At 44.5% G+C, this 21,262-nt stretch carries 24 protein-coding genes; 11 read left to right on the forward strand and 13 right to left on the reverse strand.

Annotated features, from left to right (window positions below):
• Nucleotides 1–19 precede the first annotated feature (19 nt).
• Nucleotides 20–1,006 carry an AEC family transporter gene (locus tag QUB06_RS10955; protein WP_333435309.1) on the reverse strand — a complete coding sequence of 329 codons (987 nt, stop codon included), beginning with the start codon at nt 1,004–1,006 and terminating at the stop codon, nt 20–22.
• Between the two features lie 212 nt (nt 1,007–1,218).
• Between QUB06_RS10955 and QUB06_RS10960 the strand changes: the two genes are divergently transcribed.
• The 3 genes from QUB06_RS10960 to QUB06_RS10970 all read left to right on the forward strand — a co-directional run bounded on the left by QUB06_RS10960 (nt 1,219) and on the right by QUB06_RS10970 (nt 4,853).
• Nucleotides 1,219–3,750 (forward strand): vWA domain-containing protein, encoded by a 2,532-nt coding sequence (locus QUB06_RS10960; protein ID WP_333435310.1) that lies wholly within the window; start codon nt 1,219–1,221, stop codon nt 3,748–3,750.
• Between the two features lie 150 nt (nt 3,751–3,900).
• Nucleotides 3,901–4,404: a GNAT family N-acetyltransferase gene (locus tag QUB06_RS10965; protein WP_333435311.1), complete on the forward strand. Its 504-nt coding sequence runs from the start codon at nt 3,901–3,903 to the stop codon at nt 4,402–4,404.
• Nucleotides 4,405–4,508: 104 nt separating this feature from the next.
• Complete coding sequence (locus QUB06_RS10970) at nt 4,509–4,853, forward strand: hypothetical protein (protein WP_333435312.1); 345 nt, start codon at nt 4,509–4,511, stop codon at nt 4,851–4,853.
• Between the two features lie 207 nt (nt 4,854–5,060).
• Here QUB06_RS10970 and QUB06_RS10975 read toward each other — a convergent pair whose 3' ends face one another.
• Together QUB06_RS10975 and QUB06_RS10980 are read right to left on the reverse strand one after the other, a co-directional pair.
• On the reverse strand, nt 5,061–6,353 hold the full coding sequence (locus QUB06_RS10975) for a ribonuclease D (RefSeq protein ID WP_333435313.1): 1,293 nt from the start codon (nt 6,351–6,353) through the stop codon (nt 5,061–5,063).
• Between the two features lie 221 nt (nt 6,354–6,574).
• On the reverse strand, nt 6,575–7,231 hold the full coding sequence (locus tag QUB06_RS10980) for a Uma2 family endonuclease (protein WP_333435314.1): 657 nt from the start codon (nt 7,229–7,231) through the stop codon (nt 6,575–6,577).
• Nucleotides 7,232–7,377: 146 nt separating this feature from the next.
• On the opposite strand from QUB06_RS10980, the gene QUB06_RS10985 reads away from it, so the two are divergent.
• Nucleotides 7,378–7,572, forward strand: coding sequence for a hypothetical protein (locus tag QUB06_RS10985; RefSeq protein WP_242716913.1), 195 nt, complete (start codon nt 7,378–7,380; stop codon nt 7,570–7,572).
• Complete coding sequence (locus QUB06_RS10990; protein ID WP_333435315.1) at nt 7,557–7,889, forward strand: type II toxin-antitoxin system PemK/MazF family toxin; 333 nt, start codon at nt 7,557–7,559, stop codon at nt 7,887–7,889. Before QUB06_RS10985 ends, QUB06_RS10990 begins: the two co-directional genes overlap by 16 nt.
• A gap of 59 nt (nt 7,890–7,948) precedes the next feature.
• Here QUB06_RS10990 and gyrA read toward each other — a convergent pair whose 3' ends face one another.
• Nucleotides 7,949–10,645, reverse strand: coding sequence for a DNA gyrase subunit A (gene gyrA, locus QUB06_RS10995; protein ID WP_333435316.1), 2,697 nt, complete (start codon nt 10,643–10,645; stop codon nt 7,949–7,951).
• 396 nt (nt 10,646–11,041) lie between these two features.
• Between gyrA and QUB06_RS11000 the strand changes: the two genes are divergently transcribed.
• The 4 genes from QUB06_RS11000 (at nt 11,042) to QUB06_RS11015 (ending at nt 14,637) form a co-directional block, all read left to right on the forward strand.
• A complete protein-coding gene (locus QUB06_RS11000) occupies nt 11,042–11,965 on the forward strand; it encodes a histone deacetylase (RefSeq protein ID WP_333435317.1) in 924 nt (307 codons plus the stop codon).
• 356 nt (nt 11,966–12,321) lie between these two features.
• Nucleotides 12,322–12,510 (forward strand): hypothetical protein, encoded by a 189-nt coding sequence (locus tag QUB06_RS11005; protein ID WP_015175516.1) that lies wholly within the window; start codon nt 12,322–12,324, stop codon nt 12,508–12,510.
• A 604-nt stretch (nt 12,511–13,114) separates the two neighbouring features.
• On the forward strand, nt 13,115–14,137 hold the full coding sequence (locus QUB06_RS11010) for an ATP-binding cassette domain-containing protein (RefSeq protein ID WP_333081691.1): 1,023 nt from the start codon (nt 13,115–13,117) through the stop codon (nt 14,135–14,137).
• Between the two features lie 155 nt (nt 14,138–14,292).
• Complete coding sequence (locus QUB06_RS11015; RefSeq protein ID WP_333435318.1) at nt 14,293–14,637, forward strand: DUF433 domain-containing protein; 345 nt, start codon at nt 14,293–14,295, stop codon at nt 14,635–14,637.
• Between the two features lie 73 nt (nt 14,638–14,710).
• Here QUB06_RS11015 and QUB06_RS11020 read toward each other — a convergent pair whose 3' ends face one another.
• The gene (locus tag QUB06_RS11020) at nt 14,711–15,298 is read right to left on the reverse strand and encodes a Uma2 family endonuclease (RefSeq protein ID WP_333435319.1); all 588 of its coding nucleotides are present in this window, start codon (nt 15,296–15,298) and stop codon (nt 14,711–14,713) included.
• 55 nt (nt 15,299–15,353) lie between these two features.
• Entirely contained in the window at nt 15,354–16,763 is a 1,410-nt protein-coding gene (locus QUB06_RS11025) for an NB-ARC domain-containing protein (RefSeq protein ID WP_333435320.1), read from the reverse strand.
• Between the two features lie 423 nt (nt 16,764–17,186).
• On the opposite strand from QUB06_RS11025, the gene QUB06_RS11030 reads away from it, so the two are divergent.
• Both QUB06_RS11030 and QUB06_RS11035 read left to right on the forward strand, forming a co-directional pair.
• Entirely contained in the window at nt 17,187–17,687 is a 501-nt protein-coding gene (locus QUB06_RS11030) for a hypothetical protein (RefSeq protein ID WP_333211230.1), read from the forward strand.
• Between the two features lie 33 nt (nt 17,688–17,720).
• Nucleotides 17,721–18,248, forward strand: coding sequence for a hypothetical protein (locus QUB06_RS11035; protein WP_333435321.1), 528 nt, complete (start codon nt 17,721–17,723; stop codon nt 18,246–18,248).
• Between the two features lie 90 nt (nt 18,249–18,338).
• Here QUB06_RS11035 and QUB06_RS11040 read toward each other — a convergent pair whose 3' ends face one another.
• The 7 genes from QUB06_RS11040 to QUB06_RS11070 form a co-directional block, all read right to left on the reverse strand.
• The gene (locus tag QUB06_RS11040) at nt 18,339–18,701 is read right to left on the reverse strand and encodes a type II toxin-antitoxin system PemK/MazF family toxin (RefSeq protein WP_333435322.1); all 363 of its coding nucleotides are present in this window, start codon (nt 18,699–18,701) and stop codon (nt 18,339–18,341) included.
• Entirely contained in the window at nt 18,691–19,170 is a 480-nt protein-coding gene (locus QUB06_RS11045; protein WP_333435323.1) for a DUF433 domain-containing protein, read from the reverse strand. Before QUB06_RS11045 ends, QUB06_RS11040 begins: the two co-directional genes overlap by 11 nt.
• Before the next feature lie 135 nt (nt 19,171–19,305).
• Nucleotides 19,306–19,716, reverse strand: coding sequence for a type II toxin-antitoxin system VapC family toxin (locus QUB06_RS11050; RefSeq protein ID WP_096831080.1), 411 nt, complete (start codon nt 19,714–19,716; stop codon nt 19,306–19,308).
• Entirely contained in the window at nt 19,707–19,907 is a 201-nt protein-coding gene (locus QUB06_RS11055) for a hypothetical protein (protein ID WP_333332312.1), read from the reverse strand. Before QUB06_RS11055 ends, QUB06_RS11050 begins: the two co-directional genes overlap by 10 nt.
• Before the next feature lie 228 nt (nt 19,908–20,135).
• Nucleotides 20,136–20,471 (reverse strand): XisI protein, encoded by a 336-nt coding sequence (locus tag QUB06_RS11060; protein WP_333435324.1) that lies wholly within the window; start codon nt 20,469–20,471, stop codon nt 20,136–20,138.
• Nucleotides 20,459–20,875: an element excision factor XisH family protein gene (locus QUB06_RS11065; protein ID WP_333175417.1), complete on the reverse strand. Its 417-nt coding sequence runs from the start codon at nt 20,873–20,875 to the stop codon at nt 20,459–20,461. Before QUB06_RS11065 ends, QUB06_RS11060 begins: the two co-directional genes overlap by 13 nt.
• 73 nt (nt 20,876–20,948) lie before the next feature.
• Complete coding sequence (locus QUB06_RS11070) at nt 20,949–21,206, reverse strand: hypothetical protein (RefSeq protein ID WP_333435325.1); 258 nt, start codon at nt 21,204–21,206, stop codon at nt 20,949–20,951.
• Between the last annotated feature and the right edge of the window lie 56 nt (nt 21,207–21,262).

Here is a 21,262-nt window from a genome sequence, read left to right on the forward strand (position 1 = left end):
TGAGCAATTCCTATTTTTATTAAAAATTAAATAGCCTCATCCATAGGGGAATAGTGAATAATAAACTAACGCAGCCGATGCCGATCGCAGTTACGGCTAATTCGCGATCGAGATTGAAAGCTTCGGCCAACAATGTAGTACCAAAAGCAGGAGGCATCGCCATTTGCAGCACTAGCACAAGTCGCGGTGCGCCCGCGATGCCAAAAAACGTTAATCCCGTGCCAATTACCAAGGGAATTAACAACATTTTAATCGCCAGACAAGCCAAAACTTGTTTGAGGTTGTGCAAGGAATTCAACTTGCTCAACTGCATCCCGATCGTAATTAAAGCTAAAGTAATGACAGTCCAAGCGCCTGTTGTTAACAACTCTGCGATTTGTGCCGACAGCGGCAAGCTGCGCGAGACAAATCCTACACCAAAAGCCCACAGTGCCGGATTCTGAAAAATTGCCCGCAGGGGACTTAACCAACTCTGACGGCGATCGCTTTTACCGCAGTGAGAAGCAATAGCAACTCCCAGTATATTGATTCCCATAGTAGTGCCTAGCAAGTCGTAAAACAACGCCCAGGCAAAGTGTTCCGCGCCTAATAAGGACAAGCTGACGGGAATGCCTAAAAAACCCGTATTACCAACCATCGTTGCCAATAAGAAGCTGCCTTGAGTGGGCAAACTCCAAGCGGTGTTGCGTTCCGGGCTGTTTTTGGCGCTCCGATTAAGAGTCTTGAAACGTTCCTCGCCGACACCGAAATTTATCAAAATCCAAGCGAGTCCTCCACCTGCTAGAATTGCCGCCCAAGCTATCAGCGGCGCCATCCAAATAGCGCCCAACAAATTGGCGCGGCGGATAAAAGCAACAATGCTCAATGGCGTGCCAAAGAAGAAAAGAAACTTGGCTAAATATGTAGAATAGCTTCTCGGTAGCAGGCGGCCGAGAAAAAATCCCAACGTCACCCATCCGATCAGATTTAGATAAAGTTTGAGCAGCGGATTTTCTAAATAAAGCATGATGGACTAAATATTTACTAAATATTTACGCAGATCCACTACTTTTGCCAAAAAAGCCCACATTTACCCTACCGCCGCAGTTTTCCCTTGCAGCGCAGCGCTAAATATTAATGGTTATTCAACCTCGCAGATAATTTTCTCGACAGCCCTTGACATCCACAGAAGCGCGTGTAACAATAATGTTGAGGAATAAATCAACATAGGTGAAAACTATGGCACGGCAAGCAAAACAATCGTCTCAAGTCAAAAGTTCCAGCAGCCAAGCAGCCTCGAATACTCGCACCAAATTTACCCTCTACAATTTTGCCGGAAACGCCAAGGCATTCTATGTAGTCGATCGCATTAATTTAGAAAGAACACCAGGCGATATCCCAGAAAAATCCGTCGCTCACAGCATCATCATCATCGACCGTTCCGGCTCAATGTATTATGACTTAGAACCGCTGAAAGAAACCCTAATCAAGCTTTTGACCTTAGACGAATACAACAATTACCAGCTAATTGTCAGCCTGATTTCCTATGCTAGCAAAGGGGACGTAATTTGTCACTTCCAGCGAATTCCCATTCAAGAAGTGCTGAAGTTTGACTCTCAATACATCAAAGAGATTCAAAAAATCCACACGGCTGGCTGTACCTGCATATCGCAGTCGATGCAACTCGCTAAATCTCTGGTTAAAGCCGGAGAAATGACAGCGATCAATTTGCACACAGACGGCTATGCAAATGACCCCAGTGCCAATTCGGAAGCTGCAAAATTAGGGGAAATTTGCGAAGAACTCAAAGACATGGATGTGTTTGCCAACACGATATCCTATGCCTCTGCTGACTTCAAACTGCTCTCCAAAATCGCCAACACATTATCGGGAAATTGCATCCGCGCTGGCGAAGTCAAAATGGTTTATGATGCTCTTTACGACAGCACAAAACTGTTAGGCAGTTCGGTGGCACCTCCGCTGGAAGAACCGTTAATTAAGGAATACGATTATCAAGTTTTTGTTTCCAAAAGCGGCCAGAAAATCAACGGTTCATCGAGCACGCTGAAAATCTGCGGCCTGAAAGCAGAGGATCGGGGACTGTTTTACAAATATCAGAAAGTCGCCAAAGATGAGTATGACAAACTAGATGTTCCCGCTGCTCAAACTGATGAGTCGGTGTTTGCTTTTGCGAAAGCTAACCGGGCTGACGGCAATTTAAATACGGCTAAGTATGCGCTGGCGAGCACCTTCGACGCTACTTTGACGGAAAAACACGCGAAAGCTTTGACAAATGCCCAAATAGCCGAGTTTACGGAAGATTTGGAACAGGCTGTTTTTGCGCCTGAAGTGTTGAAAAATCATGAAATTGGCGATCGGGTAAAAGTCAGCGATAAAATTTCCCTGCTGGAGTTAATCAAGATATTGGAGGAAAACAGCAACAGCATCATCATCAACTTGAAACACTTGCAAGAAAATTATCAGCGAAAAGGTTTGAAGCGAATTGAGGGAAAGCGAGACGAAAACGGCAACCTTGTCAAGCCTTGGCTGAAAACAGAATTCTTAGATGGTGGCGAATACGTGCAAATGGGTTCATTTGCCATCAATCAAAATACTGCTACCATCAATATGCTGATTACCCGAAAAGCTAAGCTGGTAAAAGTTGAGGATGGAACTTTAATCGCAGAAGTGGCGGGAATTCTAGTTACAGACCTCAATAATTTCAACAATTATACCCTTGTCAGCGACGGCGAAGTTAATATTAAGTCGCTGCGAACCAAAATCAGCAGCAAACCAGTGTTTGATTTGCTCAAAAAATGCGGTGTCCTGGAAAAAGACGGTTCGCCCGTGCAAGAATTTGACTTCCGTTCTGAGTACGATATTAAGTTAGAGACTTTGCCGCTAGTGCCTTTTGACGGGCGTTACGGCAGCCTTGACGGAGTGTTTGAGGAACTGGCAGAAATCAAAATTCTCTCTAGCATTCTCTCGGCTCATTTGAAGGAAGAATCCGAGGCTTACACTTCGGAACAATTGGAAGAATTGAAACAGCATTATCTGTCAAAAAACCTTTACATCAACTTTCCGACGACGACGGAATACACAGATTTAAAAAGTGCGATCGCCAACGGTTCAGTAGATTCGCGAGTCAGCTACAAAATCGACATCGGCAGCAAAAACATCCTCAACTTCGGCAAATTGCACTCTGCCAACAAATTTCTCGATCGCCTTTATGAAGCTTACCACAAAAACACGGGCGAAAAGCTAGCAAAACCGACCTTTGACATCACCTTAGATGAGCCTGTTGTCTTCGCACACAAAACGCTGTCATCCCGAACAAAAATCACCAAAGTTGACGACTTGATGAAACTGATTTTCGATGAGTTTTTGGGGTTGGAGGATAACGGAATTGTGAGCGCTACTTTAGCCAAAGTGGGTGCAGATAGTTTGCTGCGCCTTTTGCAAGCGAAATGGCAGGGAGAAGATGTCAAGCGAGAGGAGTTTGTCGCTGCTTTAGCTAATGCGAATGAGCGACTGGAAGCTTATGCTGAAAAAGTGTACAGCGAAAAAGTTTCACCGCTGGTTTTCTATATCGGTTCTACCGGACTTATCCCGGATGAAATGGATGCAAAAGCGGCGACTGCTGAGGAAATTAACTCTAAATACTGCAACTTGCAATTTTCTAAAGATGAGCAAGAGGGGATGTTTTTTGAAGTGGGAGACTGCATTATTAGCGTGTATGCTAAGAATGAGTATTTCACGGTAGGGAAGTAGGAATTAGGGTGGGCTTTTGCCCACCTTGGTTAAATATGGTTGATTGAAATTAACCGCAAAGGCGCAGCCGATAGTAACAAATAAAGACTAAACTATTTAGACTGTCCTAATTATCCCAATGTTTGTCATTAAGTTGTCTCAAAGTAAATTATGCTGAAAAGTTTCTCGGAAAGCAGGGAACCTATTATTCTCCTCGATCGCGAGGGACGAGAGTATCGCCTGAAAGTAGACGGGGACAAAGACCGATATTTTATTGCCAAGCTCCTGTACCGTAACAGCGAAGTTGGTATGATTAATTGCGTTTTTGATCCGCCTGGTGAATTGATGATAGGCGATCTCTTGATTCACAATGATATAATTCACACTCCCCCGCACTTATTGGCAGCTCTTTGGAGGCTTCTAGTCAAGCCCAAGCCAATCGATTACCGTCAAAAAGGGTTGGGAACTCACCTGTTACAGTTTGCAATAGCGATAGCTCGTCAACGGGGAGTTAGGCGGATCTACGGTTCTTTAATTCAAAAAGACATCAACAATAATCCCAACCTTGTCAAATGGTACAAGAAGCATGGATTTCAGATACTTCCACCTTCAGCGGAGAACATCGACACCGCAGTTTGCGGAATTTCTATGGATTTAGAAGGGAAATCAAGTTAATTACGTCATGTGGAGAGGCTATCGCCACAAACTAGCTGAGCAATAAACAGCGGGTATAGCGATCGCACTCTGTCTCTAGTTCCTTACCTCCCGTTTTTACTGATATGGATACACCACCACTCCCACAACCAAAACTCGATCGCACACCGATCACTTTCGATCAATATGCAGCCTACACCCCCCAAAAGCTAGAACTGCGACATGGTTTCTATGGCTATGGAGGGCAAGACTTGACAGGTTTTTATCTTGCAGTATTGGCAAATATGGGGTTACGGGAAGCTGTTCGCCAGGTACCGCTTTCACTATGGCTAGAAGCAATTCAAGAGTTAGCTGTGCAAAATCCTAAACTCAACTTTGATACTGAAACTGGGGAAGCTATGCTTAACAGCTTGAACCGAGGATTGGAAGATTTGCAAGCCGTTGCAGACTACTTGGAAGAACAAGGTTAGGATCGCGAATTAAATAACTTACAATTTTAATTGTTATTGTGGGATGGGCGTCCCGCCCGTCCAAAAAAGGCGGGCGGGACGCCCAACCCCTACTCCCCACTTTCCTTGTGTAGCTATTTAATTCTCATTCCTTAGTCGCGGCACAAACAGCAAAAATGAAACGCAATTTGTTTATACTGTAGGGGCGGTGCCCCCGTGCCCGCCCTCTTAAAAGGGAATTTCCTCATCTTCATCTTCCACAGTCTTAGCCGTCATCCGCCAACTCGTAATATACTCAATTTGCACATCAATTTTGTTAATCGCTTCCCCTAACCGCTTTTGGATGTATTGAGTCAGCGTCACCATAAAATCTAACTCAACTCCCACAGATAGCGCAAGTTTTGCCAATTTAGCAAAATCTACCTTCAAAATCGAGGAACTCGATAACTTAAAATGGGGAGTATTTTCCTTATTTTGCACCAACATTGCTTTTTTAATGCGCTCTTTCAGATGCTCAACTTCTGAATCCAGCAACTTCCATTCAGGCAAAATTTCTTTGTACCTTTCCCCCAATGCTGTTAAATCCTCACTCTCCGGTTCCGGCGCACTTTTCTTAGTAGATTTTCGCCGCTGCTGTACATTAGAATTCAACCGCCAACTAGCAATATCCTCAACTTCCAAAGAGGGATCGGCGATGAGTTCGCCTAACTGTTTTTGAATTTCTTTCGTCAGCGTTACCGGAAAATTCAACTCAATTCCCTCAGTTTGCGTCAGTCTGGCCAGCGTCATAAAATCAACTTTCATCGTTATCGAACTAGAAAGCTCAAAATAAGAACTATCTTTGAGCTTTTGCGCCATCATCCCCGCTTTAAATCGTTCTTTGACTTCAGCAATTTCTGAGTCTAGCGGCTTCCACCGAGATTCTATTTCCTGATATTTTTCGCCCAATGCTGTCAAGTTTTCCGTTGCGGGTTCGGGGTAACATTGGGCAAGGATTTCTACCAGGCGGCGATGCACTCCAGCTAAATAAACCGCGTCCATCTTGGCATATTCTAGCTGCTGCTGGGTGAGGGGGCGCTTTGCCCAATCGCCGCTTTGTTCTGTTTTATCTACATAAGCAATGCCGCAAAGTGTTTCTATTAAAGTTTTGAGTTGTCGATTAGGTAAGGGCAGAATGTAAGTCGGAATCTTTGTCACCATTTTCAATGTGCAAGTGACATTTTGAGCGTCGTCATTGCCTAGAAATCGGATGTCATAGCTGGCGTTGTGCAAGACTTTTTCAATATCTGGATTGACCATGATTTGGTTGATGAAATCTTTGGCCAATTCAGGTTTATCCAAGACATCTAGTATAAAAGTGCCATCTCCACTCGAATCTGTGGAGTCAGCTAACACCTGAATCAGAGATAATCTGGGGTTGGATTTATAGTCTGCTATTTCTGTATCCACCCACAGGATTTTAGCTTGGGAAAATTTAGTGATGAGTGCTTTGATGTCGTTTTCTGCTGTTAAATAAGGCATTTTTACAGACTTTTGCTATTAACTTTATGAGTCTATTATGCTATAGCAATTATCGGCTCGATTGTCAACGATTCAAGCGCCGGACATGGCATTGCCGTGTCCTGGAGACAGGCAAACCTCAGAAACCCGGTTTCTTCCTATATTTCTCGTTCCTGTTCACAAAACTCGTAGAAACCGGGTTTCTAGCCTCCAGTTTAAAAAAAAGAATGCAGTCGATCGCACTATTGAGGATTCCCGCGAACTTCCTCTAAAAACCAGTTGCCTACTTCTGTATTGTCCGTCTGGCGACTGCGGCGCAAACCTTCCTCTAATAAAGCAACTTTTAGCCCCGGCAAAATTTGAGATTCCGTCAGCCGTTCGCTTCCCCGGTTAGCAATGATTTTGAAAGCAATAACTTGCGCTTTTTGTACGTCTACTACCCAATACTCAGACACTCCTAATTCTTCATAAATCATTCTTTTTGTCCCCAAATCGTCCACGAGAGAACTGTCGGCAATTTCAATTGCTAAATCTGGGGAAACTGCGCTATCTAAATTCACTACTGAACTGCCGCGAGGTGCCGTTTGTACCCGGTCTCCGATGTAGTAAGAAGCATCGGGTTGAGCACCTCTGACACCTGTTTTGGCGTAGCTACAGTTGACCAGCAGCCTCATTTTTATACCTTTAGCAATGCCAAATAAATTGATTAAGATGACGATAATTCCGTTGTCATCAGCATGATCAGCCCCGACTGCTGCCATTTCAATCCTCAACTGTCCGTTGTAGTAGTAGCATTTTGCTCGATCGTACTCCGGCTGTTTAATAATTTCTATATATTCATCCCAAGTCGCTGTAACCCAGGTATCAGTTAGTAGTTTGGTTGGGAGTTGACTCATCATTACCTCACCGGAAAATTTATTTTAGTTTTGACTAAAGACTTTTGACGATAGATGGTTGATTTTTTACTTGTCACTATGTATGATTGTAGAGGTGGGAAGATTATTTTCAAGAAATTCCTGTCTTATTTTTATAAGAGGTAAATACAATGAGTGCTAAAGAATTATTACTGCAAGAAATGGAAAATATTCCAGAATTCATATTAGAAGAGGTTTGGGATTTTCTGCTATTTCTCAAAAACAAATATCAAAAAGACCAGCTAGAAAATAGCCTCCTAAGTGAATCTTCCCTGCAAAAAGACTGGTTGAGAGCGGAGGAGGATGAAGCATGGCAACATTTGTAAAAGGTGATGTGGTTGTGGTTCCCTTCCCATTTTCAGATTTAACGCAAGCCAAGCGCAGACCAGCTTTAATTCTAGCCACTTTAGAGGGAAAGGATCTAATTCTTTGTCAGATTACTAGCCAGATTATTAGCGATCGTTATGCTATTGCCCTTCAAAGTAGCGACTTTAGTGAGGGGGGACTCAACCAAAACAGCAACATTAGACCTAATCGCTTGTTTACAACAGACCGAGGCATCATACTATATAAAGCGGGTCAGGTTAAACTTGAGAAGTTGAATGAGGCGATCGCTAAGATAGTCGAGATACTTCAGCGGTAATTCTGTACATTTAAGCAGTAAGGTACGCAGCGCGCACCTTACAAACTATTAACCTATGACTATTCTGCCACTTCCTCAGATTCCGATTCTTCTGCCGATTCTTCACCAGCAGGCGGCACTAAAGCCACAGCTACGATCGAATCATCCTCATCCAACCGCTGCACCCGCACACCCGTTGCTGTGCGCGATTGAGTAGAAATTGCACTCACAGCCTGACGGATAATAATACCTCGGTTGGTAATAATCATCAACTCGTCATCTTCGTTGACAATTCGCAGCGCAGCTACCTGATCCTTACCCTTTTTTGACTTGAATTTAGTAGCCGTCAATCCCTTGCCAGCCCGTCTTTGTAGGCGGAATTGAGAAACTGGAACCCGCTTGCCATAGCCGTTGGTGGTGATTACCAACACTGAAGGAACTTCGCTGCTAACTGTCGAAATTTCTTCGACCTCTTCGCCTTCAATTTCCTCGGCTTGCAATTCTAATTCTTCATCTTCCGTTTCCAATTCAGCACTTTCTGCCCCTTCAAATTCCGCTTCGTCCGTTTCTAATTGAGCAATATTAGCTCCCTCAAATTCGGAGTCTTCAGTTTCCAATTCAGCAATCTCGGCAACAATTGAACTGGGCAAAATGTCCATGCTGATCAACTCATCGCCCGATCGCAATTTCATTGATTTGACACCCCGCGTCGCGCGGCCGACAGGGCGCAACTGTTCGTGATTAGTGCGGAAATGAATTGCCATCCCTTGGCGCGTGCCGATGATGATGCTGTCACCCACTTTTGCTCTCCGTACCCAGCGCAGTTGGTCGCCTTCTTCTAGAGAAATCGCGATTAATCCATTAGTGCGGATGTTGCCAAAAGCGGAAAGTGCGGTTTTCTTAATGTAGCCGCCGCGAGTCAGCATGACCAAGTATTCTTCGCTGGTGAATTCTGTAACTGACACCATAGAAGTGATTTTTTCTTCTATAGGAATCGGCAGCAGTTGCACCACGGGAGTGCCGCGGGCTGTCCGGGAACAGACGGGAATTTGATAAGCTTTGACAGAGTAAACTACGCCCCTGTCGCTGAAGAACAAAACGCTATCGTGATCGCAGCAGGAAAGGAAATGTTCTACTCCGTCGTCTTCTTTCATTTTCGCGCCTGCTTTGCCGCGAGTAGCGCGACTTTGGGCCTCGAAAGTGCTGACAGGCATCCGCTTGATGTAGCCTTGCTCTGTGATCAGAATAATTGCTTGTTCGTTGGCAATTAAATCTCTTTCATCGATTTCTCCTTCGGCGTGTTCGATGACGCTGCGTCTAGGAGTGGCGATTTTGGTTTGGATTTCGACTGCTTCAAATTCGGCGATTTCTAAGATGCGTTCCCGGCGCGCTAAGATATCTTCCAAATCTTCGATTTTAGCTCGCAGTTCTTCGTGTTCTTGCTGAATTTTTTGCGCTTCTAATGCTGTCAAACGCCGGAGCTGCATTTGCAGAATTGCGTCTGATTGCTGTTCGGAAAGACCGTAATTATCCATCAATTCTTGTTTCGCTGCGGCGGTGTCGGCAGCGGCGCGAATTAGGTGAATAATTGCATCTAAGTTTTCTAGGGCAATTAATAACCCTTGCAGAAGGTGGTCGCGTTCTTCTGCTTTTCGGAGTTCGTATTGAGTCCGGCGAGTAATAGTCTCAATGCGGAAGTCTAGGAAGACATTGAGGAATTGGGAAAGCGTAAGTAGTTGGGGTTCCCCGTTTACTAGCGCTAACATATTGGCTCCAAAGTTGGATTGGAGCGGTGTTTGTTTGTAGAGATTGTTGAGCACGACGCGGGGATAGGCATCGCGCTTGAGTTCGATCACGATCCGCATTCCGTCTCTATCGCTTTCGTCGCGAATGTCGGAAATTCCATCTAATCTTTTGTCGTTGACAAGTTCGGCAATTTTCTCAATTAGCGCTGCCTTGTTTGTTTGGTAAGGCAATTCGGTGATAATAATTGCTTCTTTGTCGGGGCGGCCGGGATGTTCGATGGTTTCAATGCCGGCGACTCCGCGCATTGTAATCGAACCGCGCCCGGTGGTGTAAGCATCGCGAATGCCGGATCTCCCCAGAATTTGCCCTCCGGTGGGAAAGTCCGGGCCGGGGATGTACTGCATCAATTCCAGGTCAGTAATTGCTGGATTGTGAATTAGTGCTACTAAACCGTCAATTATTTCGCCTAAATTGTGCGGCGGAATGTTGGTGGCCATCCCTACAGCAATCCCGGAGGAACCGTTGAGCAAAATTTGGGGGATGCGTGCCGGGAGTACGAGGGGTTCTTGCTGGGAACCGTCGAAGTTGTCGCCGAAATCAACTGTTTCCGAGTCGATGTCGCGCAGCATGGAGTCGCTCGTCAAAGCTGTGAGGCGACACTCGGTGTACCGCATGGCAGCGGGCGGGTCGTTGTCAACGGAGCCGAAGTTGCCGTGGCCGTTGATCAGGCGTTCCCGCATGGAAAAATCCTGAGCCATCCGCACCAGGGCGTCGTAAACCGCTGTGTCTCCGTGCGGGTGATACTTGCCCAGCACCTCCCCCACGACGCGGGCGCATTTGCGGAAAGGTCGATCGGGAGTCAAGCCCAATTCGTTCATGGCGTAGAGAATGCGTCGGTGAACGGGCTTGAGACCGTCCCTGGCATCTGGTAGCGCCCGACCGACTATTACGCTCATGGCGTATTCCAAGTACGATCGCGACATCTCATTACCCAGATCCGTCGGGATTATCCGCGACTCAGAGGTGCTCATAGGTTGAAAAACTCCGTTAAAAATTTAAATTTGACGGCTATAAATCTCAAAAATGCGATAAAATCGGTTTGGATTCAGTAGACCTGCCAAATATTGCAAATTACTCCTGAAATTATATCACAATTTGCCTTGGAATTTATGGGAAAGTTGCCAGAAAATTTAAGGGACGAAACAAGCACAATTGATAATTTGTCAGTTGGTGATTTTGTCAGCAGTTGGCAAAAGCTAGAAAGTTTTTTTTAGGCGGTCGCTTTTCATGCTTTCGTGAGTTTTTTTGACGACCATATAAGAAATTAAAATGGTTACTCGATCGAAATTTTAATTTCACAAAACCGAAGGCATTCTTAAAGCCAACTAAAAATCTAAAATCTAAAATCTAAAATCTAAAATCAGCCGATGCTACCCGTCATCTACTCCGAAGATTTCTTGCTGCACAAGACTGGAATGCTTCACCCAGAGCGACCAGAACGTTTAACGGCGATCGTCAACGCTCTGAAAGCTGCTCCTTGGGCGGATCAAATTGAGTGGCAACTGCCTACCCCAGTGCCGCACCGCGAACAACAACTGTTCTCGGCTATCAAAAAAGTTCACTCGCAAAGATACATCAAAGAAGTCGAACATTTGGCTCATGGGGGAGGCGGCTACCTCGACGGCGATACGCCGATTTCTGCTGAAAGTTACGATGTAGCGCTGCTAGCGGCGAGTGCTTGGCTCGATGGGGTCGATCGAGTGGTGGCTGCGGGGGAACCGGCTTTTGTGCTGGCCAGGCCGCCGGGACACCACGCCGAAAAAGCCCGCGCGATGGGTTTTTGCTTGTTTTCCAATGCTGCGATCGCCGCTCACTACGCCCTGGAACAGCCGGGAATCAACCGCGTCGCTGTCCTCGACTGGGACGTGCACCACGGCAACGGCACTCAATCTTTGGTGGAAAACTGCCGGCAAATTGCCTACTGTTCCCTGCATCAATCTCCGTGCTATCCGGGAACAGGAGATGCCGAGGAGCGCGGTGCCTACGACAACGTGCTGAACATTCCCCTCTATCCCGGCAGTGGCATAGCTGAATACCTGAGCGCCTTTGAATCTCTTGTCGTGCCTTTTTTGTCCAAATTTGAACCGGATTTGTTGATTGTCAGCGCCGGTTATGACGCTACTGCGTCCGATCCGCTGGCGAGCATGACTCTGATGCCGTCAGATTTCGGTACTTTCACCGGATACTGCCTGCAACTCACCCGCCGCATAGCTTTTGGTTTGGAGGGGGGTTACGCGCTGAAAGAGTTGGCCGAGTCTGTTGTGGCGACTATTGACCGATGCCTCAATTAGCTGGAAAATTGGCATAGGGGAAAATGAGGTTGAGAAGCGCTGAGGACGGGATGGAGAGTTTTTGAGGGCGATCGGCGAAGCGATTATTTGGCGATCGTGCGATCGGGCTTCTGCCCTCGATAAACTGTCAACTGTCAACTGTCAACTGTCAACTGACTTCTGACTTCCGTGACAAGCATCACCAATTTAAGAGATCCAAGTCACTGCCGATCAAAGTCTCGGTCACAGATTTTTAACCAAAAAATCACACCGTGTCAATGTTTTCGATCGCCTTTGAAGTCTCTCCCAGAGTGGATAATACAAATACAACAAGCCTGTTAAAATTTTATCTGTCTCAATCAACTAGGAGGTTTATCATGTCAGTATCCCAAATGACACTCGAAGAGTTATTTGGTCAGGTCATGTTCTCCAGCGTCGTGACTCGCCACGACCGGAGACAGCTCAGATCGGCACTCTTAGAAAGAACACTGAATGAAGATGAGTATGCCATCATCAACCGACTGCTGTACAACGTTCGCCGCGGTTGGGTAAAAATTGTCGATTAAAGAGGTGGCAGCCACTCCCTTTAGGGGAGTTAATACCATTTTCGATTTTCGATTTTCGATTTTCGATTAAAGAGTTGGTGATTACTGATAACTATCGGGGTAGAGATCACGGGCCTACAGTTACATTTTTTGGGAACTCGTTACAAGTAGAACTTGCCAATTAGGGAAGTTTTTTGTGTTTAATAGTTGGCTCGAAAGTGTGATGTGTTTGACCAGTGTGTTAATTATCAAAATCTCGCTACACATCCGCCTATAGGTAGAGATAATTATAAAATAACAGGTTTCGGGTGCATCTCTACTTGTTGAACAATTGTGAGTTTTGAGTTGTTAACTGAAAAGTTATAATTAACTCAAAACTCATAATTTTTTTGAGGTGAGATTGAAGATTGGAGAGTGGGAAAACTGATGAATATCAGGGTTGAGAGCCGTTAGAAAGTTGATATTTTATAAACGGGTATTAAAAATCAAAACTATAAGCTGTTTCCGGTTGAGGAGGAGTGGGCGATCGTTACAAGCACACCGAGTCGTATAGGTCGATCGACCATTCCGGCAATTTGAGCTCAGAAGTGTCAAAATATTAACAACCAGTTCATCCCCAAAATATATGGCTCCCGCCGTTTTAATTGAAAATCTTCAGAAACGCTACGGCACTGTAGAAGCCGTTAAAGATGTTTCCTTCAAGGTAGAACCGGGGGAAATATTTGGTTTGCTAGGCCCCAACGGTGCAGGCAAAACCACAACCCTGCGGGTACTTTGTACTTTGAGTGCGCCCGATAGCGGACGTATTGAAGTGTCTGGCATTTCTGCTGTCAGCCAGCCGAGAATTGCCAGACAAAGACTAGGCTATGTCGCCCAAGAAGTTGCTCTCGATAAGGTGCTGACGGGGCGGGAACTCCTGCAACTGCAAGCAGCGCTTTACCATTTGCCGCGCAATACGATTAAAGGGCGGATTGACGAAATGGTGAAACTCCTCGGTTTGGAGGATTGGGAAAATAAAAAGACGGGCACTTATTCCGGCGGTATCCGCAAACGCCTTGACTTAGCTGCTGGGTTGCTTCACCAGCCGGATGTTTTGGTGTTAGACGAACCGACTGTCGGGCTCGATATTGAAAGCCGGGTGGTAGTGTGGGATTTCCTGCGGCGCTTGCGGGAGGAAGGTACGACGGTTTTGATTACGAGTCACTATCTCGAAGAAGTTGACGCTTTGGCCGATCGCGTGGCGATTATTGACAAGGGTACGGTGATTGCTGAGGGTACGCCGGAGGAGTTGAAAAATCGGGTTGGAGGCGATCGGGTGACTTTGCGGATTCGCGAGTTTTCGCCGATCGAAGAAGCTGAAAAAGCTAAAAATCTGATGCAATCTCTGCCTTTTGTGCAGGAAGTAATTGTCAACGCGGCCCAAGGAAATTCTCTGAATTTAGTAGTAACACCGCAAAGCGATGCGTTAGTAACAATTCAGCAAGCTTTAAAAAATGCGGGATTGCCTACTTTTGGGATTGCTCAATCTCGGCCGAGTTTGGATGATGTGTATTTGGCTGCGACTGGTAAGACGCTGTTGGATGCGGAGTTGGCTGCTGCTAGCAACCGCGATTTGAAGGCTGAGCAAAAACAGGCGATGCGATCGTAGTTTGAAGGAAGAGGGAAGTTCGGCAACGGATTTTGTAACGGATGTAACGGATATAAGGAAGAGGGAAGAAGGAAGAGAAAACCTTCTTCCTTCTGCTATATAATCTTAAGAGGAGAGTGAAGAAATACGCTCGTAATTTTGGGGGATATTAATAGATGAATCTTGTTTTGGAAGTTGAAGCGCCTCCTTTCCGAGAAGATGCAACAGGTGCTATTCGGGTGGGAAACTCAAGAGTTTTGCTGGAATTGGTGATTAGAGCTTTTCAGGATGGTGCGTCGCCGGAATCTATTGTGCAGCGTTATTCAACTGTGTCGTTGTCTGATGTCTATAGTGCGATCGGCTATTATCTCCGACACCAAGAAGCAGTAGAAGCTGATCTCAATTATCGCGAGCAATTAGCAGATTCCGTCCGTCAGCGTTTGTTGGATATTCAACCCGATTTGACCGTTGTGCGATCGCGCTTGTTAGCAAAAAAAAATCTTGAGTATTTCGGCGGTTGAAACCGCGTCTACACAAACGAAGTCTGCCTTCGCAGACAAGCGAGATAAACCGATATTCAAGGTGGATTTGATATCATACATCCAATACTTGCTCTGCTGTCAATGCTAATTCGGGGAAAGTTCGGGATATAATGCGATCGCTCCCTCGGTAAGCAGTCATTTGATAAACCCCATTTTCATCAAGCAGGTAAACAAAAACAGTCTGCTCTTTCGGGTTGCCCAAATAGTTTCTACTACCCAAAGCTAAATAATCGACAATCCAATATTCAGAAATTCCCAGCCGCTGATATTCATCCAGCTTGTCGATATAATCATCTTCCCAATTTGTTGAGACAACTTCTACAACTAATTGTGGGGGTTCAGTTAGGGCCGAGAGGGCGAAAGGTTGAGATTCCCAGAGGGTTTTGTCTACTACTGTAATATCAGGATGTCGGCCTTGTTCTTTACCATGAGGCGTTAAAGTCCTCACCACAATTCTGCCAGATACCCTGTAATTCAGGTTGAGTCGTTTTACCTCGTTTTGGAACGTATTTTCAATAAAATCAGCTACATTTTCGTGCAGTCTTATTGTTGGTAAGATTTTGACAATTTCTCCATTAACCAGTTCATAGCGTCCGTCTTCATCTGGAAGTTGCTTGATGAATCGATCGAAAGTGAGCATTTGTTTAGGTTTGGTAGGAGTTGCGATCGTGGTTTTATCTCATTGAGCTAGATATTTAAGACTCTTCTGCAACCAGTTTAACATACTGTTTTAACACAGGTGGAATCGTGAAAACGGTTTCAGATTCATAGCTCAATTTTTCGATCATTCCCCGTCTTGCTAAAGATTGAATTGCTTGACATAATTCGCGCTGCGAACCTTGAGATTTTGCCATAAATTGGGGAAACGAAACAGGTTCGATTTCATTACTAAGTTGCGAAATCGCCTGTTTTTCTATTTCCGACAACCGCTGATAATGCTGCTGCAATATCGGTGTCAATTCGTCACCTAAAAATACTGGTTGATAGCTTAAATATTGAGAGACTCTACCGCCAAATAAGTTGTTAATGGTTTGAGCGACTAATTTTAACCATAGGGGATTACCTTGATAAAGGTTAATCAATTCGGGCCAGGTTTCTTCATCCAACAAACCTTTTTCTCTAAGAATTTCTTTTGCTGCTTCACCTAAACCGGTTAACTGCAATAAACGTACTGCTGAATTATCGTCGGTGAATGTGATGATGTCTGAGGGAGGTTCCCAACTATTGAGGATTAAGCAGCTATTGTGGGGAATTTCGCCGATGAGTTTAAAAAGGGTTCCGTAATTTTCATATCCGGGTTTATAATTTCCTGCAAGTTGCCCGCTGCTGAGAATTTGCTGCACGTCATCTAGGATGATCAGACAGCGATTTTCGCGCAATCCTTCTATTAGGATTGACAACTGATCATCGGTGTTTGTGGAAAAGTTAATATCGGTGCGATCGCAGAGAAATTGAATAATATTTTTGAGGGTTGTTTCGAGGGGTGGGGAGGTGCGGAGACTGCGCCAGATGATGCGATCGAATTGAGTTTGAATTTGGGGGATGAGGTTACGGGCGATCGCACTTTTGCCGGTGCCTGCCATGCCTGTGATGGTGAGGAGGCGGCAGTTTTGGTGGGCGATCGAGTTTTCGAGGGCGGTGAGTTGGGAGGTGCAGTTGTAGAAGGTTTTGAGTTCCGGTGCATCTCTTAAATCGAGTCGCAGTTTTTGTTCGGTATCGTCTTTAGTTGAGGTTTGCGTTGGGGGTGAATTTTGTGAAGTTTTGGGAGGCTGTGAGGCTTCTGTGCAAACGTTGATGCTACCTTTGTTTTGTACAAGGTTAAAGTTTACAAAATTAGAAGATTGAGAAATTTCATACCTCTCTATTGTGGAGCGCAAATTTGATTTCATTACATCTTCATCTAATATTTCTGAAAGAGTTTGCCATAACTTTGAGGCAATATTTCTGACATGGCGTTCAGTACAATGAACCTCTTTAGAAATTTCGGAGTATCTTTTACCTTGCCACGTTCCCCGTACTACTGCCTGTTGCCGATCGTCTAGGTGTTTGCCCGTCTTAGTGAACACCAAGCCATCGGCCAACCTTAAGAGTTCTTGAACATCCATTTATTGGGTAGGTGTAGGAAGTTTTATCTATTGTATCAGACTTTTTCTGACTTTTTCTGACTTTTTCTGACTTAGGAGGGCAAAATGTGACTTTTAACGGCTAGCTAATTTTATCAACTACTGGCCAATTGTGACATTCTCCTACTGGACAATACATAAAAATTAAAGTTAAACTTTTTAATGAGGGGCATTAAAGCAAGAAATTGCTTAAAATGTGGTTGCGTCCGTGAGCAAAGAAGTAAATAAAAAGGCTCATAAATTAGTTTTGCCCTTAGTTTTGACATGGGTAGGAGTGCCGATGTTAATCCGCCTGGGTTTGCTTTTTTATCAACCAGCTTTTTTAATAATTGCAAGAGGTTTAGGGGCTTTTCGCCTCGTGAAATGTTCGTAAAAATTTGGTAATTTCCAAAAGGATAAAAAATTATGTCTAGTGCATTATCCCTACCGCAAGCTAATTTAAAAATGGCTCTCTGGCAAGTCGATGCTGATGCAATGACTAGCAGCGACTTGTATGTGTGGTTAAATGATATCGGCTTGCCGCATGAAGTCTCGATCCGGCTGCATGAACTCGCCACATACACGAAAAAAGCTGCTAACAAAGTTTTACTTATCGGCAAAATTCTCCTTATTAAAATCATAGAATTTGTTAAAGCGCATCCCCATTTAGCGATAGGGGTTGCTGTTGGTGTCGCTGTAAGAATTTTGGCAAGTTCGATACCATTTGTAGGCCCGTTATTAGAACCTTTGGCAACAGCGCTGGGTATCCCAATTGGTGCAATAGCCGGCCACCGACTCGATCGAGGCAAAGAGGTGTCTGATGGAATTATTGGAATTGTTCAAGAGATTATTGAGATTGCCAAAGATTTTTTTCAATTACTGATAGACGTTTTCAATACAATTTTCCGCAACGTCATCACTGCTTAACTGCCAAAATTAGCAAAAAAATTGAGGTCTAATATGTCGGCAAATAAAACGCCAACCAAAGAGCAAATTCTGAAGTCAATAGAGCAACTGAAAAAAAATCCACATGATAAATTAGGGATTTTAGCAGATATTGGCATTGGTGTGGTGGGGGCTGCCGGTGCTGGTGCGGCGGTGGCAGCTTTCGGTGGTGTACCAGTTCTATTTGGGTTGTGGGTCGTTGCACCTCCCGTAGGATTAGTTGTTGGCGGTGCAGCTTTAGGTGCTGCTGCTCTTGTAGGGGTAAAACGAATATTTGATGGCAATTTTGACCAGGGAAAACAAGCAGAAATACTTAAAAACTTAGAAAAACAGCTAACAGATATTGAAGAGAAAGAAAGAGCCTATAACCTGAAAGACAGCGATAAAACTAAATTTATTGTTTCCTTGAAAGAACCCGTCAGGCTCGATTTAATTAGCCCGAAAGACGCTCAGGATTTAATTAGGGCCGTAGAAAGCGGTCAAATTGCAATCAAAGAGGCGATTAAAATGGTTGAGGATGTGGTTAAAGCTGCTAAACCATAACTGCCTTCTGACTGCGTAACCTGGGAATGCTAAGTTGTAAGTCTGCGATCGCCCTTACTTAAGCTAAGTGCGATCGCTCTTGATAAATAACTACTGATACTCTACTACCGCCACGATCGCCCTGGCAATTTCCTCCATATCAGTAGTCGAAAGTTCTCCTATTTTACGAATGAATCTTTGTACATCCATACCCCGCAATTGCAACACATCTACTGCCGAAACTTTCGTTAAACCATTAGCAATATCTGGCTCAATCTTAACGTGCCAGATATTACCAGCATAATATTCTTTCCAATCTGTGATAGGTGCAGCCAGTTTCACTGGTAACTTACCAACATTATCAGAACTTACCACTACAGCCGGACGAATTTTTTTGATTTCGGCTCCCAGTGTTGGGTCAAAATTAGCCAACCAAATATCACCCCGTTTAGGAGAAGGAGAGTTAGTAGTCAATTAAATCTCCTGCTTCTAATTCTTGCCATTCTCTATCTTCCTGGTAATGTTGCAACATTGCCTCAGCTTGTCTTTCTAAAATCCTTCCCCTCTCTTCCAGCGGTAATTTCATAAATTCTCGGCGACTGGGATAGCTGGCTAGTGTTGGTATTTCTAAATCTATATCCGTCGGCTGCTTTTGAATCTTACGCTGAGAATTCAATGCTTCTATTCGATCGCCCTCTGCTGCTTCCGCTGCAATATCAGCATCAATTTCCTCTCGGTTAGCATGGTAATAAGTCAAAGCTGCATAGACTTGAGTTAGAGTTAAATGCCCGATGCGATCGGCAATTTCTTCTGCACTCAAACTTTGCTTGTACCACATAGCAATGCGCCGGACTGTAACACCCGTTCCGGCAATAATTGGACAGCCACCATGTATGTCAGGCTGACGGCTAATTAGAGTTCCTATATCGGTGATAGTTGACAAGATTTTTTCCTCCCTATTCCGATCGCTCTCTTATCTAGGATAGCACTGTCACAGCAAGAGCGATCGCCCTTATCCCATCCCCATTAACTCTCTTTCGTCTGCTATCGCTAAAAAGTGAGATCGCCCTTTCCATGCTCATGCTCTTGATTCGGCGGCGGGAATAACTTCAATCAGTCCCGTATGAAAAGCTGTATCGTAGGTAATAACTGGTAAATTTTCGAGTTCAGCTTGTGCCATAATCATCCGGTCAAACGGATCGCGGTGGGGAATAGGCAGGCTGCCAGCGCGAAGGGCATGGGCTGAAGTTATAGCTAGTTCGATAAATTGCGATCGGTGGAGGATTTGCGAATATTCCCCGACAATCTGTTTGGCTTCGGGAAGTTTACCGATGCGATATTTGGTGGCTATTTCCCAGGCTGAAACAGTGCTGACAATGATATTAAAATCCGGGTTGCGAATGATGTCGCGGCATTGGGCATTGAGTTTGGGGTCGTCAAAAAGCCACCACAACAGGATATGGGTGTCAATGAGATAGCTTATTCCCATTGTTCGAGTTCCTCTTCTGGTAGGGGCTCAAAAAAAGCATCACCGAGTTTTCCTGTCAGTAAACCAGGCGTGCGAGGCTGTGGCTGTTCTCGTCCTAATCCGAGGCGAAAGTAGTGAATCAAGTCATAGATTTCTGCAAGTTTGTCTTCGGGAATGTCTTGTAGTTCTTGAACGATCTTCTCAATTAGCATAAATCAAACACTCCGATAGTTGCTGGTTAATCGATCGAGCTACTGCGATCGCCCTTAATAAGTAACTACTCATACTCTACTTTAGCAGTCAATTGCATCTCCTGCCTCTAATTCTTGCCATTCTCTATCTTCCTGGTCTAGAATAACACTGTCAGAGTAAGTGCGATCGACCCAATCTTTCCCCTATGGCAATATCGATCTAGCCTACCATGCTCCCAAAACTACTATTTAACTGACAGCAAATCCCGTGTACTGCCGAATATTGGGAGAACGAAATCCCAAAACAATCTGTTCTTTGGGGATTCCCCCCGCTACTAACTCATTGGCAATTCCCTGTTCAGTTCCATCTCTTTGAATCCAAATTTTTCCCTCAATAATATCAACATGAACTAAACATCCGTGAACTCTGATATCGTTTTCACGTCCCAAGATTATTAGCAAATAACGGTCTGAATGGCTATCAAAAACCGTTTCGATCTGAATATCTCCATAAGCATAAGGTATTTGAGCATATTCAGTCAGAATTTTTTTGATAATGCGACGATAATTTTCTAAGGTTCCCATTGTACTATCTCCTCATTTTTTTCAGAAAAAACGATTAAACATACTTGATAATCTGCTCTAATAATTTGACCGAGTGGTTCAGACAATAGTTCACTAAAAACTGATTGTGTAATAGCTAGATAGAGCTTTCGATCTGGTTCAGTTCTAGCGATAACAGAACGGTAAACTAAATATTGACCCAGCGCATTCTCCAGGTCATTCATGTCTGATGCGCCCACAAAACTTTTGACTTCTACAGCTATCTTTTGTCCAGCCTTCTCAGCACTTAAAATCCGCTCTGCGCCCAAATCGACGTACATATCTTTAATTCCCCATTTTAATCTCAAGGGATCGTGGGTAATTCTCCATCCGTCTTTGATGAGGGCATTTTTGACAACATTGTGATACAGGTCTTTGGCTGGCATATTGGAATAAATTAATTTTTAATTATTGATGAGAGCTCATGCTAATTTTTAGCCCTAGATATCCCTGAAAAAATCAAGCAATTTCCGCCGCGAAAAATCGACCATCGCAGCGCTCATATTCATCTTCCAAAAGCCATGAATGAGCCTCATCATAGGTTGAACTCAGAAACAGAGACTTATAGTTTTTTGATGGGTCATAAATACAAAAACCTCCATTTTTTCCACTTACTAACATCAAAATTAGAGGGGGGAAAACAATCGGATTTACCCACAATTCGATTAATTCCCAATCATTAATTTGTTCGGCGAGGTCTGGTGTGTGCGATAACATGATATTCAGTTTACCAAAACTCCACACAAAAAGCGATCGCCCGCCCAACACCACCA

Origin of the sequence: Microcoleus sp. D2_18a_D3, from assembly GCF_036702455.1 — a bacterium.
GTDB lineage: Bacteria > Cyanobacteriota > Cyanobacteriia > Cyanobacteriales > Microcoleaceae > Microcoleus.

Excerpts from the sequence above, each read along its gene's own strand:
- QUB06_RS11050 (WP_096831080.1), bottom strand. The coding sequence starts at position 19,716 with ATGGGAATAAGCTATCTCATTGACACCCATATCCTGTTGTGGTGGCTT.
- QUB06_RS11060 (WP_333435324.1), bottom strand. The coding sequence starts at position 20,471 with ATGGGAACCTTAGAAAATTATCGTCGCATTATCAAAAAAATTCTGACT.
- QUB06_RS11010 (WP_333081691.1), top strand. The coding sequence starts at position 13,115 with ATGGCTCCCGCCGTTTTAATTGAAAATCTTCAGAAACGCTACGGCACT.
- QUB06_RS10965 (WP_333435311.1), top strand. The coding sequence starts at position 3,901 with ATGCTGAAAAGTTTCTCGGAAAGCAGGGAACCTATTATTCTCCTCGAT.
- QUB06_RS11030 (WP_333211230.1), top strand. The coding sequence starts at position 17,187 with ATGTCTAGTGCATTATCCCTACCGCAAGCTAATTTAAAAATGGCTCTC.
- QUB06_RS11065 (WP_333175417.1), bottom strand. The coding sequence starts at position 20,875 with ATGCCAGCCAAAGACCTGTATCACAATGTTGTCAAAAATGCCCTCATC.
- QUB06_RS10980 (WP_333435314.1), bottom strand. The coding sequence starts at position 7,231 with ATGATGAGTCAACTCCCAACCAAACTACTAACTGATACCTGGGTTACA.
- QUB06_RS10955 (WP_333435309.1), bottom strand. The coding sequence starts at position 1,006 with ATGCTTTATTTAGAAAATCCGCTGCTCAAACTTTATCTAAATCTGATC.
- QUB06_RS10985 (WP_242716913.1), top strand. The coding sequence starts at position 7,378 with ATGAGTGCTAAAGAATTATTACTGCAAGAAATGGAAAATATTCCAGAA.
- QUB06_RS11005 (WP_015175516.1), top strand. The coding sequence starts at position 12,322 with ATGTCAGTATCCCAAATGACACTCGAAGAGTTATTTGGTCAGGTCATG.
- QUB06_RS11070 (WP_333435325.1), bottom strand. The coding sequence starts at position 21,206 with ATGTTATCGCACACACCAGACCTCGCCGAACAAATTAATGATTGGGAA.
- QUB06_RS11020 (WP_333435319.1), bottom strand. The coding sequence starts at position 15,298 with ATGCTCACTTTCGATCGATTCATCAAGCAACTTCCAGATGAAGACGGA.
- QUB06_RS10975 (WP_333435313.1), bottom strand. The coding sequence starts at position 6,353 with ATGCCTTATTTAACAGCAGAAAACGACATCAAAGCACTCATCACTAAA.
- QUB06_RS11000 (WP_333435317.1), top strand. The coding sequence starts at position 11,042 with ATGCTACCCGTCATCTACTCCGAAGATTTCTTGCTGCACAAGACTGGA.
- QUB06_RS11025 (WP_333435320.1), bottom strand. The coding sequence starts at position 16,763 with ATGGATGTTCAAGAACTCTTAAGGTTGGCCGATGGCTTGGTGTTCACT.
- QUB06_RS11035 (WP_333435321.1), top strand. The coding sequence starts at position 17,721 with ATGTCGGCAAATAAAACGCCAACCAAAGAGCAAATTCTGAAGTCAATA.
- QUB06_RS10970 (WP_333435312.1), top strand. The coding sequence starts at position 4,509 with ATGGATACACCACCACTCCCACAACCAAAACTCGATCGCACACCGATC.
- gyrA (WP_333435316.1), bottom strand. The coding sequence starts at position 10,645 with ATGAGCACCTCTGAGTCGCGGATAATCCCGACGGATCTGGGTAATGAG.
- QUB06_RS11015 (WP_333435318.1), top strand. The coding sequence starts at position 14,293 with ATGAATCTTGTTTTGGAAGTTGAAGCGCCTCCTTTCCGAGAAGATGCA.
- QUB06_RS10990 (WP_333435315.1), top strand. The coding sequence starts at position 7,557 with ATGGCAACATTTGTAAAAGGTGATGTGGTTGTGGTTCCCTTCCCATTT.
- QUB06_RS11055 (WP_333332312.1), bottom strand. The coding sequence starts at position 19,907 with ATGCTAATTGAGAAGATCGTTCAAGAACTACAAGACATTCCCGAAGAC.
- QUB06_RS10960 (WP_333435310.1), top strand. The coding sequence starts at position 1,219 with ATGGCACGGCAAGCAAAACAATCGTCTCAAGTCAAAAGTTCCAGCAGC.